Here is a 14,129-nt window from a genome sequence, read left to right on the forward strand (position 1 = left end):
CGTACGGTGGTGCGCCGACCACCCGCACGAGAGAGAGGAAGCCCCGTGGCCTTCGAGTTGGGCATCATCACCTTCGGCGAGGTGACCCCGGACCTGTCGACCGGCGAGACGCCGTCGCCGGCGACCCGTGTCCGCGAGACGATCGAGCAGGCGGTCCTGGCCGACCAGGTCGGGCTGGACGTCTTCGGGGTGGGGGAGCACCACCGCTCGGACTTCATCGCCTCCTCGCCGGTGCCGCTGTTGTCCGCCGCCGCCGCGCGGACCGAGCGGATCCGGCTGACCAGCGCGGTGACCGTGCTGAGCTCGGACGACCCGGTCCGGGTGTTCCAGGACTTCGCCACGCTCGACCTGATCTCCGGCGGGCGGGCCGAGCTCATCGCCGGCCGCGGCTCCTACACCGAGTCCTTCCCGCTGTTCGGCTACTCGCTGGCGGACTACGCGGAGCTGTTCGCCGAGAAGCTCGACCTGCTGCTGGCGATCCGCGGCACCAACCCGGTCACCTGGTCCGGCCGGCACCGGCCGCCGCTGGTGGCCGCCGACGTCGCGCCGCGGCCGCTGCAGGAGGAACTCCCGATCTGGGTGGGCGTCGGGGGCACGCCGTCCTCGGCGGTGCGCGCCGGGATGCTCGGGCTGCCGATGGCGCTGGCCATCCTGCTCGGCCCGGTGAACGCGCACGTGCCGACCGTCGGGTACTACCGGCAGGCGGCGGCCGAGGCCGGGCACGACCCGGCGACCCTGCCGATCAGCATCAACACCCACGGCTACGTCGGCCGGACCAGCCAGGCGGCGCGGGACACGATGTTCCCGTACTTCTCGGTCGGCATGCGGGAGAACAACCACCAGCGCGGCCACGGGTTCGACCTGCCGCGCCGGGCCTTCGACGCGCAGGCCACCCCCGGCGGCGGCCTCGTCGTCGGCAGCCCGCAGGAGGTCATCGACAAGATCGCCACCTTCGCCGAGCTGTACGGCGTCACCCGCGCCAACGTCCAGCTGGGCTTCGGCGGCGTGCCGCAGCGGGAGCACCTGGCCGCGATCGAGCTGTTCGGCACCGAGGTCGCCCCGGTGCTGCGCCGGGAGGTCCGGGCGCCCGTGGGGGCCGGGGCGTGAGCCGGCCGCTGCAGGTCGTCGTCGTCAACGGCAGCCCGCGCGCCGAGGGGTCGAAGACGATGGGCCTCGCCGGGGTGGTCACCGACACCCTGGCCGACCTGATGCCGATCGAGGTGCGGCGGGTCGACGTGTACGGGCTGGGTGCCGGCTTCACCGGCGCGGTCACCCGCGACGACGTCCCCGCCGACGTCGAGGAGGCGCTGCGGCTGGTCGAGACCGCCGACCTGCTGATCCCCGCCGTGCCGGTCTACCGCGCCAGCTACCCGGGCATGTTCAAGCACCTGTTCGACCTGGTCGACCAGTACGCGCTGGCCAACAAGCCGGTGCTGCTGGTGGCCACCGGCGGCAGCGACCGGCACGCCCTGGTGCTGGAGCACCAGCTGCGGCCGCTGTTCGGCTTCTTCCAGGCGCTCACCGTGCCGGTCGCGTTCTACGCCGGCGCCGGCTCCTTCGACGGCGCGCTGGTGCTCGACCCGGAGGTCTACAGCCGGGTGGAGATCGGCCTGGCCGACGTCGCCGACCTGCTGCGTGCCCGGGCGGCGCGGGCGCCGGCGGCCGGCTGAGGGCAGCCCCGCCCTGCGCCGGAGTGCGGCACGGGGCGGGGCGCGACCGTCAGTGCGAGCGGTGCGTCTGGTCGGAGGGCTCTCCGAAGACGCCACCGCGGGCACCGTGCGTGGAGTGCGACTTGTACTCGGTGTACGTGTAGGGGTTGTCCAGCACGTCGTCGCGGGGCAGGTCCGGGTTCATGCCCGAGGCCCAGACCTCCTCACCCAGGGCCGAGCGCAGGTGCTCCACGGTCGACTCGACGGTGCGGCGCACCGCACCCAGGTCGGCACCGACCAGGCGGTGCGCCGACTTCACCACCCGGCCGTCGACCAGCACGGTGTGCACGTCGCCGCGCTGGGCCTGGAAGGCCACGTGGCCGTAGGGGTTCAGCATCGGGAAGGACACCGGGGACGAGTCGTTCTTGATCAGCACGACGTCGGCCTTCTTGCCCACCTCGAGGCTGCCCAGGTCGTCGCGGCCCAGCGCCCTGGCGCCGCCCCGGGTGGCCCAGTCGACGACCTGCTCGGCGCGCAGGTGCACGTGGGTGACGGTCTCGCCCTTCGCGTGCGCCTCCAGGTGCTCGCGCGAGCGGTCCGCGCCCAGCGTCGTCCGCATCGCGGAGAACAGGTCACCGCTCCACCACACGCTGGTGTCCATCGACAGCGACACCGGGATGTCGTGCCGGCGCACCTGCCAGGTGGGCGGGTAGCCCTGCCCGGCGCTCTGCTCGGACTCGGTGGAGACCGAGATCGAGCCGCCGGTCGCGGCGATGCGGTGGTAGGAGTCGGTGGTCAGGGTGGCGGCGTGCACGTAGACCGTCTCCGGGGTCATGAAGTCGTTCTCGTGCATGAGCCGGATGCCGTCGTCGTTCGTCGCGCCCCACACGCCGGCGTGCGTGGTCACCGGCAGGCCGAGCTCGCGGGCGACCTCGAAGGCCGCCTTCTCCGGGAAGGTCGGGTCGCCGGTGACGTCGAAGGCCAGCTGCAGGCCCAGTCGGCCCTCGTCGCGGCGGCGGGTGAGGAAGCCCTGCACGGCCGGGTCGGCGGTCCACTCCCACGGCCCGGCCTGGATGTTGCCGTAGGCGAGCACGAACCGGCCGGGGACGGCGAGCAGCGCGTCGGCGGCCGCCTCGGCGTGGTCGACCGTCTGCAGGCCGTGCGACCAGTCGACCGTGGTGGTGACGCCGGCCTCCAGCGCGTCCCAGGCCGAGACCAGGTTGCCCGCGTGCACGTCCTCCGGGCGGAACGCCTTCCCGTGCTCGAGGTAGTACCAGACGAAGTACTGGGTGAGCGTCCAGTCGGCGCCGTACCCGCGCATCGCGGTCTGCCACATGTGCCGGTGGGTGTCGATCATGCCGGGCATGACGATGCCGCCGGTGGCATCGACCTCCAGCGTCCCGGCGGGCACCTCGAGGGCGGGGCCCACGGCGGCGATGCGGTCGTCGACGACGAGCACGTCGGCGTCGGTCAGCACGGTGTGCGCGTCGTCCATGGTGAGCACGGTGCCGCCGCGCAGCACGACGGGTCGGCCGGCCGGCTGGTCCACGACCACGGCGTCGGGATCGGACACGGTTCCTCCAGGGGATCCAGGCTTACGGACGGGCGTCCGCTGAACGGTCACCACGGTGGTGCCCACCTTGTTCGTGGCCCCCGCCACATGTCAAGGGGAGAGTGTCCGCCTCGCGCGTGCACGGTGAGGGTCTGTCGCTGGGGTTGACACCGGGGGTGGCGCCGTCCAAGACTCCGGACGTCCGCCGGACGGCCGTCCGCATGGCGGCCCTCACCGTCGAGGAGTGCCTGTCCCGATGCCCGAGCACCCCGGATCGCCCGGCGCAGCCCCCCGCCCCACCCCGCAGCAGGGCCCGCTCAGCGGCCTGCTGGTCGCCGACTTCTCCCGGATCCTGGCCGGCCCCTACTCGACCATGCTGCTGGCCGACCTGGGTGCGGAGGTGGTCAAGGTCGAGGGCCCCAACGGCGACGACACCCGCACCTGGCAGCCGCCGGTCCGCGACGGTGTCTCCACCTACTACCTGGGCGTCAACCGCAACAAGCGGTCGATCGCGCTGGACCTCAAGGACCCCGACGACGTCGCCGTGGCGCGCGAGCTGGCCCGGCGCGCCGACGTCCTCGTGGAGAACTTCAAGTCCGGTGGCCTGGGCCGGTTCGGCCTGGACTACGCGACCGTCAGCGCGACCAACCCGGCGATCATCTACGCGTCGATCACCGGCTTCGGCAGCCAGCCCGGTGGCGCCGAGCTGCCCGGCTACGACCTCATCGTGCAGGCGATCTCCGGCCTGATGAGCCTCACCGGCGACCCGGACGGCGACCCCTACCGGGCCGGCATCTCGGTGTTCGACGTGATGGCCGGGCTGCACGCCACCATCGGCGTCCTCTCCGCGCTCAACGCCCGGCACGAGACCGGCCGGGGCCAGCACGTCGAGGTGAACCTGCTGTCCTCGGCGCTGTCCGGGCTGGTCAACCACGCCAGCGCGGTGGTGGCCGGCGAGGTGGTGCCGTTCCGGATGGGCAACAGCCACCCGAGCCTGTTCCCCTACGAGCCGCTGCCCTGCTCCGACGGCGACCTGATCATCACCGCCGGCAACAACGGGCAGTTCCGCAAGCTGGTCGAGGTGCTCGGGGTGCCCGAGCTCGCCGACGACCCGCGGTTCAGCCGCAACGAGGACCGCACCGCCAACCGGGACGAGCTGCGCCCGCTGCTGGTCGAGCGGCTGCGCACCCGCACCAAGGACGAGTGGTTCGCCGACATCATCGCCGCGGGCGTGCCGTGTGGTCCCATCAACACCGTGGACCAGGGAGTCGCGTTCGCCGAGCGGATCGGGCTGGACCCCGTCGTCACCGTCGGGGACGGCGGCTCGGGGGTCCCCTCGGTGCGCAACCCGATCACCTTCTCCGAGACCCCGGCCGACTACCGGCTGCCCCCGCCCGGGCTCGACGAGCACGGCGCGGAGCTGCGGCGCTGGCTGAGCGAGCCCGAGGAGGAGGCCCGATGAGCGACCGGCCGGAGTACCCGACCGCGCTGGGGGCCTCGAGCCTGGAGTCGATCACCCTGCTCGGCACCGACCTGGCCCGCGACGTGATGGGCTCGGTCGGCTTCGGCGAGCTGGCGTTCTGGCTGGCCACCCAGCGGCGGCCCACGCCGGGGGAGACCCGGGTGTTCGAGTCGGTGCTGGCCGCCCTCGCCGATCACGGGTTCACCCCGACGGCGATCGTCACCCGGCTCACCTGGCTGTCCGCGCCCGACTCGGTGCAGGGCGCGCTCGCCGCCGGCCTGCTCGGTGGTGGCTCGCGCTTCCTCGGCGTCACCGAGGACTGCGGCCGCTTCCTGCACGACGTGCTCACCGGCGTGGACGGCGAGCTGCCCACCGACGACGACGGCTGGGACGCCCTGGCCCTGGAGACCGTCACCGCGCAGCGCGCCGCCCGGCGGTTCGTGCCGGGGCTGGGCCACCACGTGCACAAGCAGGGCGACCCGCGCACCCCCCGGCTGTTCGAGATCGCCGCGGAGGAGGGGCTCTACGGCCCCCACCTGTCGCTGTTCGCCGCCATCGGCCGGGTGCACCCCCAGGTGCTCGGCCGGACGCTGCCGCTCAACGGCGCCGGCGTCTGCGGCGCCGCGCTGGCCGACCTCGGCCTGCCGCTGGAGCTGCTGCGCGGCTTCGCCCTGCTGGCCCGCACCGCCGGGCTCATCGGCCAGCTCGCCGAGGAGCTGCGGCACCCGGTGGCCAACGACGTCTTCCTCTCCGTCGACCTGAACAACCGCTCGGTCGACCCCGACCCCTACGTCCCGGACCCCCTGCCGGGCGCGCCCACGCCGAGTGAGACCCACGGAGGTCGTCATGGCTGAACTGGCCGCGGTCATCGCGTCCACGCACCACCCGTTCTACTACCGGGCCAGCACGTCGACCGGCGCGGACCGCCCGCCGTTCGCCGACGAGTGGGTGGCCAAGATCGAGACGTTCCGGGAGACGCTCACCCGGGCCGAGCCCGACGTGCTGGTGATGGTCGGCAGCGACCACTTCCACCAGCTGTGGCTGGACAACATGCCCCAGTTCCTCGTCGGCAAGGCGCCGTTCTTCGACGCAAACTTCTACAACGAGGAGCGCGAGTTCGGCCTGCCGCGGATGACGCTGCGGGGCGAGGAGGACCTGGCCGCGCACATCCTGCGCGACGGCCTGGACCGCGACTTCGACCTGGCGTTCAGCAACGAGCTGCGGATCGACCACAGCATCACCTGCCCGATCATCACGCTGCGGCCGCAGGCCGACCTGCCGATCGTGCCGATCTACACCAACATCTTCGCCCCGCCGCTGCCGCAGCCCAAGCGCTTCGTCCAGCTGGGCCGGGCGATCCGGGAGATGGTGGAGTCCTGGGACAGCGACAAGCGCGTCGCGGTCATCGGCACCGGTCACCTGTCCCTGGAGCTGGGTGGGCCGCGCCAGTTCGGCGAGCACGGCCCCGACCCGGAGTTCGACCGCAAGGCCGTCGAGTGGATCGCCAGCGGCGACATCGAGGGCTGCCTCGCCGAGGTCTCGCTGGAGTCGCTGCACCACCCGGGCAACGCCACCCACGGGTTCATGGACTTCATGCTGATGATGGGCGTCGCCGGCGAGGGCCAGAAGGCCGACCACGTCGACACCCTGGACCTGTTCCACACCATGGAGGCGTACTTCACCTGGTATCCGAACGGCCTGCCGGCTCAGGTCGGGACGGGGGCGTCGGCATGAGCAAGTACCTGATCGACAAGTTCCTCTACACCGTCGACCGCGACCCCGAGCTCGTCGAGCGCTACCGCGACGACCCCGCCGGCACCGTGGAGTGGTGGGAGGCGGAGATGGCGAACAAGCTGCTCAACTGCATCGCCGACGAGCGCACCACCTGGCTGGCCTTCGACGAGGAGGAGCGGCGGGCGCTGCGCGAGCACGACCACGTCGCGCTGTTCCAGCTGGGTGCGCACCCGTTCCTCACGCTGACCCTGTTCATCGCCATGTTCGAGCGCGACCACGGGCCGCTGGAGTACCAGAAGGCCTACGGCAAGGCGATGGAGCACATCTCCATGCCCTACCCGGACATTGCGACCTGACGTGCGGCGACCTGACGTGCGGGCGACCTGACGTGCGCGCGGTGCTGGTGCGGGAGCCGGGCCGGCCGCCGGTGGTGGGGGAGTACCCCGACCCGCTGGCCGGCCCGGGCCGGACGACGGTGCGGGTGACCGCGGCCCCGGTGGTCCCGCTGGATCTGCTGTGCGCCTCGGGCACCTCCTACTTCGGCCGGCCGGCGACGCCGTACGTCCCCGGGGTGCAGGGCGTCGGCGTGGTCGAGCAGTCGGGCACCCTGGCGGTGGGCACCCGGGTCTGGTTCGCCACCACCGCGGGCATGGCGCCCGGGGACGGCAGCCTCGCCGAGCGCTGCGCCGTCCCGGACGACGACGTGGTGCCGCTGCCCGACGGCGTTGCCGACCCGGCGGTGGCCGCCCTCGGGCTCTCCGCCGTCGCCGCGTGGATGTCGCTGACCTGGCGTGGCCGGCTCCAGCCGGGGGAGACCGTGCTGGTGCTCGGCGCCGGCGGAGCGGTCGGCCAGGTCGCCGTCGGTGCCGCCCGGGTGCTGGGAGCGCGCCGGGTCGTGGGGCTCTGCCGCTCCGACTCCGCCGCCGAGCGGGCCGCCCGCGCCGGCGCCGACGAGGTGGTGCGCACCGGCGGTGACGTCGCCGAGCTCGCCGAACGGCTCGGTGCCGCGTGCGGGGGAGCGGTCGACGTCGTCGTCGACCCGGTGTTCGGCGAGGCGGCCACCGCGGCCAGCCGGGTGCTCGCGCCCGGCGGGCGGCTGGTGAACCTGGGCGGCTCGGGCTGCGACGTCGCCGAGTTCTCCTCCGCGGCGCTGCGCAGCCGCTCGGCCGACGTGCTGGGCTACACCAACAACGCGCTCACCGGCGCGCAGCGGGCCGGGGCGCTGACCGCGGTGCTCGGGCACGCGGCGGCCGGCGCGCTCGGCGTCGAGCACGAGGTGCTGCCGCTGGACCGCGCGGCCGAGGCCTGGGCGGCCTCCGCCGCCGGTGGCGGACGCCGCTCGGTGCTCGTCCCCGGCTGAGCCCCCCCGCACCCAAGTGGCCACTTCGGCGCTCTCGCCGTGCGCAACCCTTTCGCCCAAGTGGCCACTTCGGCGCTCTCGCCGTGCGCGACCCTTTCGCCCAAGTGGACACTTCGGCGCTCTCGCCGTGCGCAACCCTTTCGCCGAAGTGGCCACTTCGGCGCGGTTCCCCGGGGCTGGCTCAGGCGGTGCCGCGGGCCTCGGTGGCGCGGGGCACCGTCACGTGCGGGCGCGACTGCCACAGCGCCCACTCGGCGCTGACGTCGCCGGCGGTGCGCAGCAACCGGGGCAGGTGCTCGCCGAGCAGCCGCTCGGTGCTGGTCTCCGCGGCGTGCACGGTCACGTTCATCGCGGCCCGGACGGCGCCCGACCCGTCGCGCACGGGGACGGCGACCGACCGGACCCCGGGCGCCAGCTCCTCGTCGGCCAGTGCCCAGCCGCGCGCCCGCACCTCGGTGAGCTCGTCGCGCAGCTGATCGGGCGAGGAGCCGATGTAGGGCGGCAGCCCGGACCGGCTGGGCTGGGCCAGCACGGCGGCCAGCTCGGTGGGGGAGAGGCCGGCCAGCAGCACCTTCCCCTGCGAGGTCTGCGCCGCGGGGAAGCGAGTGCCGATCTCCACCCGCAGTGCGATCAGCTTCGGCACGGCGACCCGGGCCACGTAGACGATGTCCGAGCCGTCGAGCTGGGCCATCGAGGAGGACTCGCCGGTCTGCGCGACCAGCGTCTCCAGGTGCGGCCGGGCGATGTCCCACAGGCCCAGCGCGCCGACGTAGGCCATGCCGAGGGTGAGCACCTTGGGGGTCAGCGCGAAGCCGTTCCCGGCGGTGCGGACGAAGCCGAGCTCCTCGAGGGTGAGCAGCAGCCGCCGCGCGGTGGGCCGGGCCAGCCCGGCGGCGGTGGCCACCTCGCTCAGCGTCATGGTCGGCCGGTCGGCGCCGAAGCACGCCAGCACGTCCAGCCCTCGCGCGAGGGCCTCCACGAAGTCGGGTCCGTTGCCGCGTCCTGCCATCGGTGGCCCCCTTCCGTCGTCCGGCCGCGCTCAGGATGGCACGGGCCGGGCGGTCCGTCGCCCCCCGCGGCCCATCCGGTCACCCCCGCGGGCGCGGAATGCGGACAGTTGTCCGCTCAACCAACGAGCCGTCCGTGCGGTTCGGCGGTGCACCGTGTGACCCTTGACACACCAGGCCGGGCTCGGTACCTCTTGGGCGGCCGTATCGCGGACCGCCGTACGCGCCACCCTCGAGCACCGGGAGATGCAGATGAGCGCTGGCGGAGCCGACGTCGAGACCGACGTCCTGGTGGTCGGTTCGGGACCGGCGGGGGCATCGGCCGCGCTGTTCCTGGCCAGCTACGGCACCCGCACCGTGCTGGTCACCAAGTACAGCCGGCTGTCGGACACGCCCCGCGCGCACATCACCAACCAGCGCACGATGGAGGCGCTGCGCGACATGGGCGTCGAGGAGACGCTGCTGGCGCTGGCCACCCCGTGGGACCAGATGGGCAACACCACCTTCTGCACCAGCCTGGCCGGTGAGGAGCTGGGCCGGATCCCGTCCTGGGGCACCGACACCGTGCGGCACGCCGACTACGAGCTGGCCAGCCCCTGCACCATGCTCGACGCGCCGCAGACCATCACCGAGCCGGTGCTGGCCAAGGCCGCCCAGGAGCGCGGGGCCCGGCTGCGGTTCGACACCGAGTACCTCGGCCACGTGCAGGACGACGACGGCGTGACGACGACGGTGCGCGACCGGCTCACCGGCGCCGAGCACACGATCCGCTCCCGGTACCTGATCGGCGCCGACGGTGCCCGCAGCGCCGTCGCCGCCGACCTCGACCTGCCCTTCGAGGGCCCCGGGGCGGTGGCCGGTGCGCTGAGCATCGTCTTCACCGCCGACCTGACCCACCTCGTCGCCCACCGGCCCTCGGTCCTCTACTGGATGGTGCAGCCCGGCGCGGAGAAGGAGGGGGTCGGGCTCGGCGTCCTCCGGATGATCAAGCCGTGGACCGAGTGGATGCTGATGTGGGGCTACGAGGTCGCCGCCGGCCCGCCCACGCTCACCGACGACGTCGTCCGGGAGCTCGCCGTGGCCCTGGTGGGCACCGACGACTTCCAGATGGAGGTGACCTCCCGGTCCCCGTGGACGGTGAACCACCACTTCGCCACCACGCTGTCCCGCGGCCGGGTGTTCTGCGCCGGCGACGCCGTGCACCGGCACCCGCCGACGAACGGACTGGGCTCCAACACCTCGATCCAGGACTCCTACAACCTGGCCTGGAAGCTGGCGCACGTGGTCGCCGGCACGGCGTCGCCGCGGCTGCTGGACAGCTACGACGCCGAGCGGGCGCCGATCGCCCGGCAGATCGTCGAGCGGGCCAACCAGAGCATCGCCGACACCGGCCGGATCCTCGAGGCACTCGATCTGACCGACACCACCGACGTCGACCGGCTGGCGCAGCAGCTCGCGCTGCGCAAGGCGCCGGGGCCGGCGGGGGAGAAGGTGCGGGCGGCGCTGCGGGAGGCGATCGCCTACAAGGCGCACGAGTTCGACGCGCACGGGGTCGAGCACAACCAGCGCTACGCCTCGGGCGCGGTCGTGCCCGACGGGACGCCGATGCCGGAGTACCGGCGCGACCCTGTGCTCTACGCCCAGGCCACCACCTGGCCCGGCGCGAAGCTGCCGCACACCTGGGTCACCCGGGCCGGCCACCGGGTCTCCACCCTGGACCTGGTCGGCTCCGGCCGGTTCAGCGTGGTCACCGGCATCGGCGGGCAGCCGTGGCTGGACGCGGCGGCCGCGCTGGGCGAGGAGCTGGGGGTGTCGATCACCCCGGTGTCGATCGGGCCGGGGGAGCCGTTCGAGGACCCCTACGGCACCTGGGCGGAGCTGCGGGAGACCGGCGACGCGGGGGTGCTGCTGGTGCGGCCGGACTGCTACGTCGCCGCCCGCCACCTGGACGCGCCGGAGTCGGCCGAGCAGGCCGCGGGCTGGCTGCGGACGGCGCTGACCGCCGTGCTCGGGAGGGGCTGACCATCCCGAGCACGGCGGCGGGGCTCAGCGGGGCGGCAGGCCGACCGACGAGGTGTCCATGAACTCGCGGATGCCCTCGATGCCCAGCTCGCGGCCCATCCCGCTGGCGTTGAAGCCACCGAAGGGGGCGCGCTCGTCGAGCACGGCGGCGCCGTGGGAGTTCACGAACGTGTAGCCGGTGCGCAGCCGGGCGCCGACGGCCGCGGCCCGGTCCCGGTCGCCGGTCCACACCGAGGAGCACAGGCCCGACCAGGTGTCGTTGGCCCGGGCGATCGCGTCCTCCTCGTCGTCGAAGGGCAGGATCGGGATGGTCGGCCCGAACTGCTCCTCGACGACCACGCGGGCGTCGTCGCTCGGGTCGAGCACCAGCGAGGGCCGCAGGAAGTTGCCGCGGGAGGTGTCCGCACCCGGGGCCGCCTCGCCGAACTCGCGCACCTCGTGGCCCGCGGCGCGGGCGGAGTCGACCAGCTCCTGCACGTACTCCTTCTGCTTCGGGCTGTGCAGCGGGCCCATGTTCACGCCCTCGTCCAGCCCGTGGCCGAGGCGCACGCCGGACAGCGCCGTCGACAGGCCCTCCACGACCTCGTCGTAGCGGGAGCGGTGCACGTAGATCCGCTTGGCGGCCATGCAGATCTGGCCGGTGGAGTCGAACGTGCCGCTGTAGAGCTTCTGGAACGCGTCGTCGTCCAGCACGGCGTCGGCCAGGATCAGCGCCGGGTCGTTGCCGCCCAGCTCGAGCGCCACGCGGGTCAGCGACTCGCTGGCCATCGCCATGATCCGCTTGCCGCCACCGGGGCTGCCGGTGAAGCAGACCTTCTTCACCCGGTCGTCCTGGATCAGCGCCCCACCGATCTCGGCGTCGGCACCGGTGACCACGTTGAGCACGCCCGGGGGCAGCAGCGCGGCGACCTGCTGCACGGTGCGCGTGGTGGCCAGCGGGGCAGACGGCGGCGGCTTGACCACCACGGTGTTGCCGGCCAGCAGCGCCTGGGGGAGCGAGGCGGCGAGGATCGCCAGCGGCCAGTTGAACGGCACGATGATCGTCACGACGCCCAGCGGCAGGTACGAGATGCGCAGGTCGGTCGGCGGCGCGGGCAGCTCGACGACCCGGTCGACCTCGTCGACCAGCGCGGTGGCCAGCCCGAAGCGGTGGGCGAACACGATGGAGTCGATGAAGGACTCCATCCGGATCTTGCCGTTCTCCCGGGTGAGCACCTCCGCCGTCGCCGGCCGGTCGGCCTCGAGCGGGGCCAGGGCGGCGGTGATCAGCTCGGCACGCTCGGCCGGGGTGCGGGCGGCCCAGGCCGGGAACGCGCGGTGCGCGGCGGCGACGGCCTGCTCGGCCTGCTTGGCGGTGGCGGCAGCGGCGTAGCCGACGACGGAGACGCCGTCGGCGGGGTCGATGACCTGGAGTGAGTCGTCGGTGGTGTGCACCTCTCCGTTGATGAAGAGGTCGGTCGTGATCTCGGGCAGGTCTGAGAGGGACGGCACGGAGGCTCCCGGGGGTCGTCGGTGACCTGGGCCGGAACTGCGGCCCGGGGTGGATCACCTCCACCGTAGGCAGGCTTCTGTCCGGACGGAAGCCGGATCGGACAGTTGTCCGCAACTCGGCACGCAGCGGTCGGTCCGGCTACGTCGGATGTCCGTGCCCGGTGATCGGCCGGTGATCGGCAAGGTGCCGCCCGGACCGGGTGCCGGGGGGCCCCGGGGCCGGGGCGCCCGCCCCCCCGCCCCCCCCCCCCCCCCCCCCCCCCCCCCCCCCCCCCCCCCCCCCCCCCCCCCCCCCCCCCCCCCCCCCCCCCCCCCCCCCCCCCCCCCGCCGCGGTCACGCCGGGCTGGTCTTGATCACCACCGCCTTCTGCTCGGTGTAGAACTCCAGCGAGTGGTCGCCGCCCTCGCGGCCGATGCCGGAGTCCTTGAACCCGCCGAACGGCGCCCGGAGGTCGCGGACGCCGAAGCAGTTGACCCACATGGTGCCGGTGCGGACCCGGCGCGCGACGGTCTGCGCGGTCTCCAGGCTGGTGGTCCAGACCGACCCGGCCAGCCCGTAGGGGCTGTCATTGGCGATCTCGATCGCCTCGTCGATGGTGTCGAAGGGCAGCACCGCGAGGACCGGGCCGAAGATCTCCTCCCGGACGCACCGCATCGTGTTGTCGACGTCGACCAGCACGGTCGGGAGCACGTAGTTGCCGCGGGCCAGCGCAGGGTCGTCCGGCGGTCCGCCGCCGGTGAGGACCTTGGCGCCCTCCTGGCGGGCCAGGTCGACGTACCCGAGCACCCGCTCCCGGTGCTCGGCGCTCACCAGCGGGCCCAGCCGGGTGGCCGGGTCGAGCGGGTCACCGGGGACCCACGCCGCCAGCTCGTCGAGCACCCGGGACAGGAACTCGTCGTACACGCTGCGGTGCACGAGGGCCCGGGAGCCCGCGACGCAGAGCTGGCCGGCGTTGCCCACGATCCCCCGGACTGCAGTGGGGACGGCGACGTCGAGGTCGGCGTCGGCGGCGATGATCGTCGCGGACTTGCCGCCGAGCTCCAGGGACAGCCGCTTGAGGCCGGCGCTGCCGTCGCGCATGAGCGTCCGCCCGGTGGCCGACGCACCGGTGAAGGCGATCCCGTCGACGTCCGGGTGCCGGGTCAGCGCCTCGCCCGCGGAGTCCGGGCCGAAGCCGTGCACGACGTTCAGCACGCCGTCGGGGAGCCCGGCCTCCCGGCACAGCCCGGCGAGCAGGTCCGCGGTGATCGGGCTCTGCTCGGCCGGCTTGGCCACGACGGTGTTGCCGAAGGCCAGGGCCGGGGCGATCTTCCACACCATGGTGAGCAGCGGGATGTTCCAGGGGGCGATCGCGGCGATCACCCCCAGCGGTTCGCGGAGGACGTAGGTCAGCGTGCCGGCCGCCGGGTCGGTGTAGGACTCGGTGCCGCCGCGGACCGCCCAGTCGGCGAAGAAGCGGAACACCTGGGCCGACCGGGGGACGTCGACGGCGCGGGTGTCGGACACCGGCGCCCCCATGTCCCGCGTCTCCCACTCCGCCAGCTCGTCCCGGTGGGCGTCGATGAGGTCGGCCACCCGCGCCAGCACCGCCGCACGCTGCGCCACCGGCGTCCCGGACCAGCCGGGGAGCGCGGCGCGCGCGGCGGCCACCGCACGGTCGACCTCCGCTGCGCCGCCGAGCGCGACGGAGGCGATCACCGTGTTGTCGATGGGGGAGACGCACTCGAAGGTGCGTCCGTCCGCGGAGTCGACCGCGGCGCCGTCGACGAAGTGGGAGATGTGCACGGTTGGCTCCTGCGAGGGGGGTTGGCCGACCGGGACACCGGCCGGACCGGGTGCAGGTGCTCCTGC

The 14,129-nt window shown here is 73.8% G+C and carries 12 protein-coding genes; 8 read left to right on the forward strand and 4 right to left on the reverse strand.

What is annotated here, in order from left to right; genetic code table 11:
• The first annotated feature begins 45 nt into the window (after positions 1-45).
• Positions 46-1,107, forward strand: a complete 1,062-nt coding sequence (locus ACI79U_RS02280; protein ID WP_457064673.1) for an LLM class flavin-dependent oxidoreductase — start codon at positions 46-48, stop codon at positions 1,105-1,107.
• Complete coding sequence (locus ACI79U_RS02285) at positions 1,104-1,670, forward strand: NAD(P)H-dependent oxidoreductase (protein WP_457064675.1); 567 nt, start codon at positions 1,104-1,106, stop codon at positions 1,668-1,670. Before ACI79U_RS02280 ends, ACI79U_RS02285 begins: the two co-directional genes overlap by 4 nt.
• Before the next feature lie 49 nt (positions 1,671-1,719).
• Here ACI79U_RS02285 and ACI79U_RS02290 read toward each other — a convergent pair whose 3' ends face one another.
• Positions 1,720-3,222 carry an amidohydrolase family protein gene (locus ACI79U_RS02290; protein ID WP_457064678.1) on the reverse strand — a complete coding sequence of 501 codons (1,503 nt, stop codon included), beginning with the start codon at positions 3,220-3,222 and terminating at the stop codon, positions 1,720-1,722.
• A gap of 235 nt (positions 3,223-3,457) precedes the next feature.
• Between ACI79U_RS02290 and ACI79U_RS02295 the strand changes: the two genes are divergently transcribed.
• From ACI79U_RS02295 to ACI79U_RS02315, 5 genes are read left to right on the forward strand one after another with little or no spacing between them, the layout of a single operon-like run.
• Entirely contained in the window at positions 3,458-4,663 is a 1,206-nt protein-coding gene (locus ACI79U_RS02295) for a CaiB/BaiF CoA transferase family protein (protein WP_457064680.1), read from the forward strand.
• The gene (locus ACI79U_RS02300) at positions 4,660-5,517 is read left to right on the forward strand and encodes a citryl-CoA lyase (RefSeq protein ID WP_457064682.1); all 858 of its coding nucleotides are present in this window, start codon (positions 4,660-4,662) and stop codon (positions 5,515-5,517) included. Before ACI79U_RS02295 ends, ACI79U_RS02300 begins: the two co-directional genes overlap by 4 nt.
• Positions 5,510-6,397, forward strand: a complete 888-nt coding sequence (locus tag ACI79U_RS02305; RefSeq protein ID WP_457064684.1) for a DODA-type extradiol aromatic ring-opening family dioxygenase — start codon at positions 5,510-5,512, stop codon at positions 6,395-6,397. Before ACI79U_RS02300 ends, ACI79U_RS02305 begins: the two co-directional genes overlap by 8 nt.
• Complete coding sequence (locus ACI79U_RS02310) at positions 6,394-6,753, forward strand: hypothetical protein (protein ID WP_457064686.1); 360 nt, start codon at positions 6,394-6,396, stop codon at positions 6,751-6,753. The genes ACI79U_RS02305 and ACI79U_RS02310 overlap by 4 nt, the downstream gene beginning before the upstream one ends.
• Before the next feature lie 32 nt (positions 6,754-6,785).
• Entirely contained in the window at positions 6,786-7,757 is a 972-nt protein-coding gene (locus ACI79U_RS02315; protein ID WP_457064689.1) for a quinone oxidoreductase family protein, read from the forward strand.
• Positions 7,758-7,938: 181 nt separating this feature from the next.
• Here the strand turns inward: ACI79U_RS02315 and ACI79U_RS02320 are convergent, their stop codons facing one another.
• Positions 7,939-8,766 (reverse strand): IclR family transcriptional regulator domain-containing protein, encoded by an 828-nt coding sequence (locus ACI79U_RS02320; RefSeq protein ID WP_457064691.1) that lies wholly within the window; start codon positions 8,764-8,766, stop codon positions 7,939-7,941.
• A 250-nt stretch (positions 8,767-9,016) separates the two neighbouring features.
• Here ACI79U_RS02320 and ACI79U_RS02325 point away from each other — a divergent pair, with 250 nt between their 5' ends.
• Positions 9,017-10,786: an FAD-dependent oxidoreductase gene (locus ACI79U_RS02325; RefSeq protein WP_457064693.1), complete on the forward strand. Its 1,770-nt coding sequence runs from the start codon at positions 9,017-9,019 to the stop codon at positions 10,784-10,786.
• Positions 10,787-10,810: 24 nt separating this feature from the next.
• Here ACI79U_RS02325 and ACI79U_RS02330 read toward each other — a convergent pair whose 3' ends face one another.
• The gene (locus ACI79U_RS02330) at positions 10,811-12,277 is read right to left on the reverse strand and encodes an aldehyde dehydrogenase family protein (RefSeq protein WP_457064696.1); all 1,467 of its coding nucleotides are present in this window, start codon (positions 12,275-12,277) and stop codon (positions 10,811-10,813) included.
• A 334-nt stretch (positions 12,278-12,611) separates the two neighbouring features.
• A complete protein-coding gene (locus tag ACI79U_RS02335) occupies positions 12,612-14,063 on the reverse strand; it encodes an aldehyde dehydrogenase (protein WP_457071708.1) in 1,452 nt (483 codons plus the stop codon).
• Between the last annotated feature and the right edge of the window lie 66 nt (positions 14,064-14,129).

Source organism: Modestobacter sp. SYSU DS0904, assembly GCF_054051115.1.

What these genes read in the sequence shown, in the direction of transcription:
- ACI79U_RS02325 (WP_457064693.1), top strand. Translation starts at nt 9,017, where the DNA reads ATGAGCGCTGGCGGAGCCGACGTCGAGACCGACGTCCTGGTGGTCGGT.
- ACI79U_RS02295 (WP_457064680.1), top strand. Translation starts at nt 3,458, where the DNA reads ATGCCCGAGCACCCCGGATCGCCCGGCGCAGCCCCCCGCCCCACCCCG.
- ACI79U_RS02305 (WP_457064684.1), top strand. Translation starts at nt 5,510, where the DNA reads ATGGCTGAACTGGCCGCGGTCATCGCGTCCACGCACCACCCGTTCTAC.
- ACI79U_RS02320 (WP_457064691.1), bottom strand. Translation starts at nt 8,766, where the DNA reads ATGGCAGGACGCGGCAACGGACCCGACTTCGTGGAGGCCCTCGCGCGA.
- ACI79U_RS02310 (WP_457064686.1), top strand. Translation starts at nt 6,394, where the DNA reads ATGAGCAAGTACCTGATCGACAAGTTCCTCTACACCGTCGACCGCGAC.
- ACI79U_RS02300 (WP_457064682.1), top strand. Translation starts at nt 4,660, where the DNA reads ATGAGCGACCGGCCGGAGTACCCGACCGCGCTGGGGGCCTCGAGCCTG.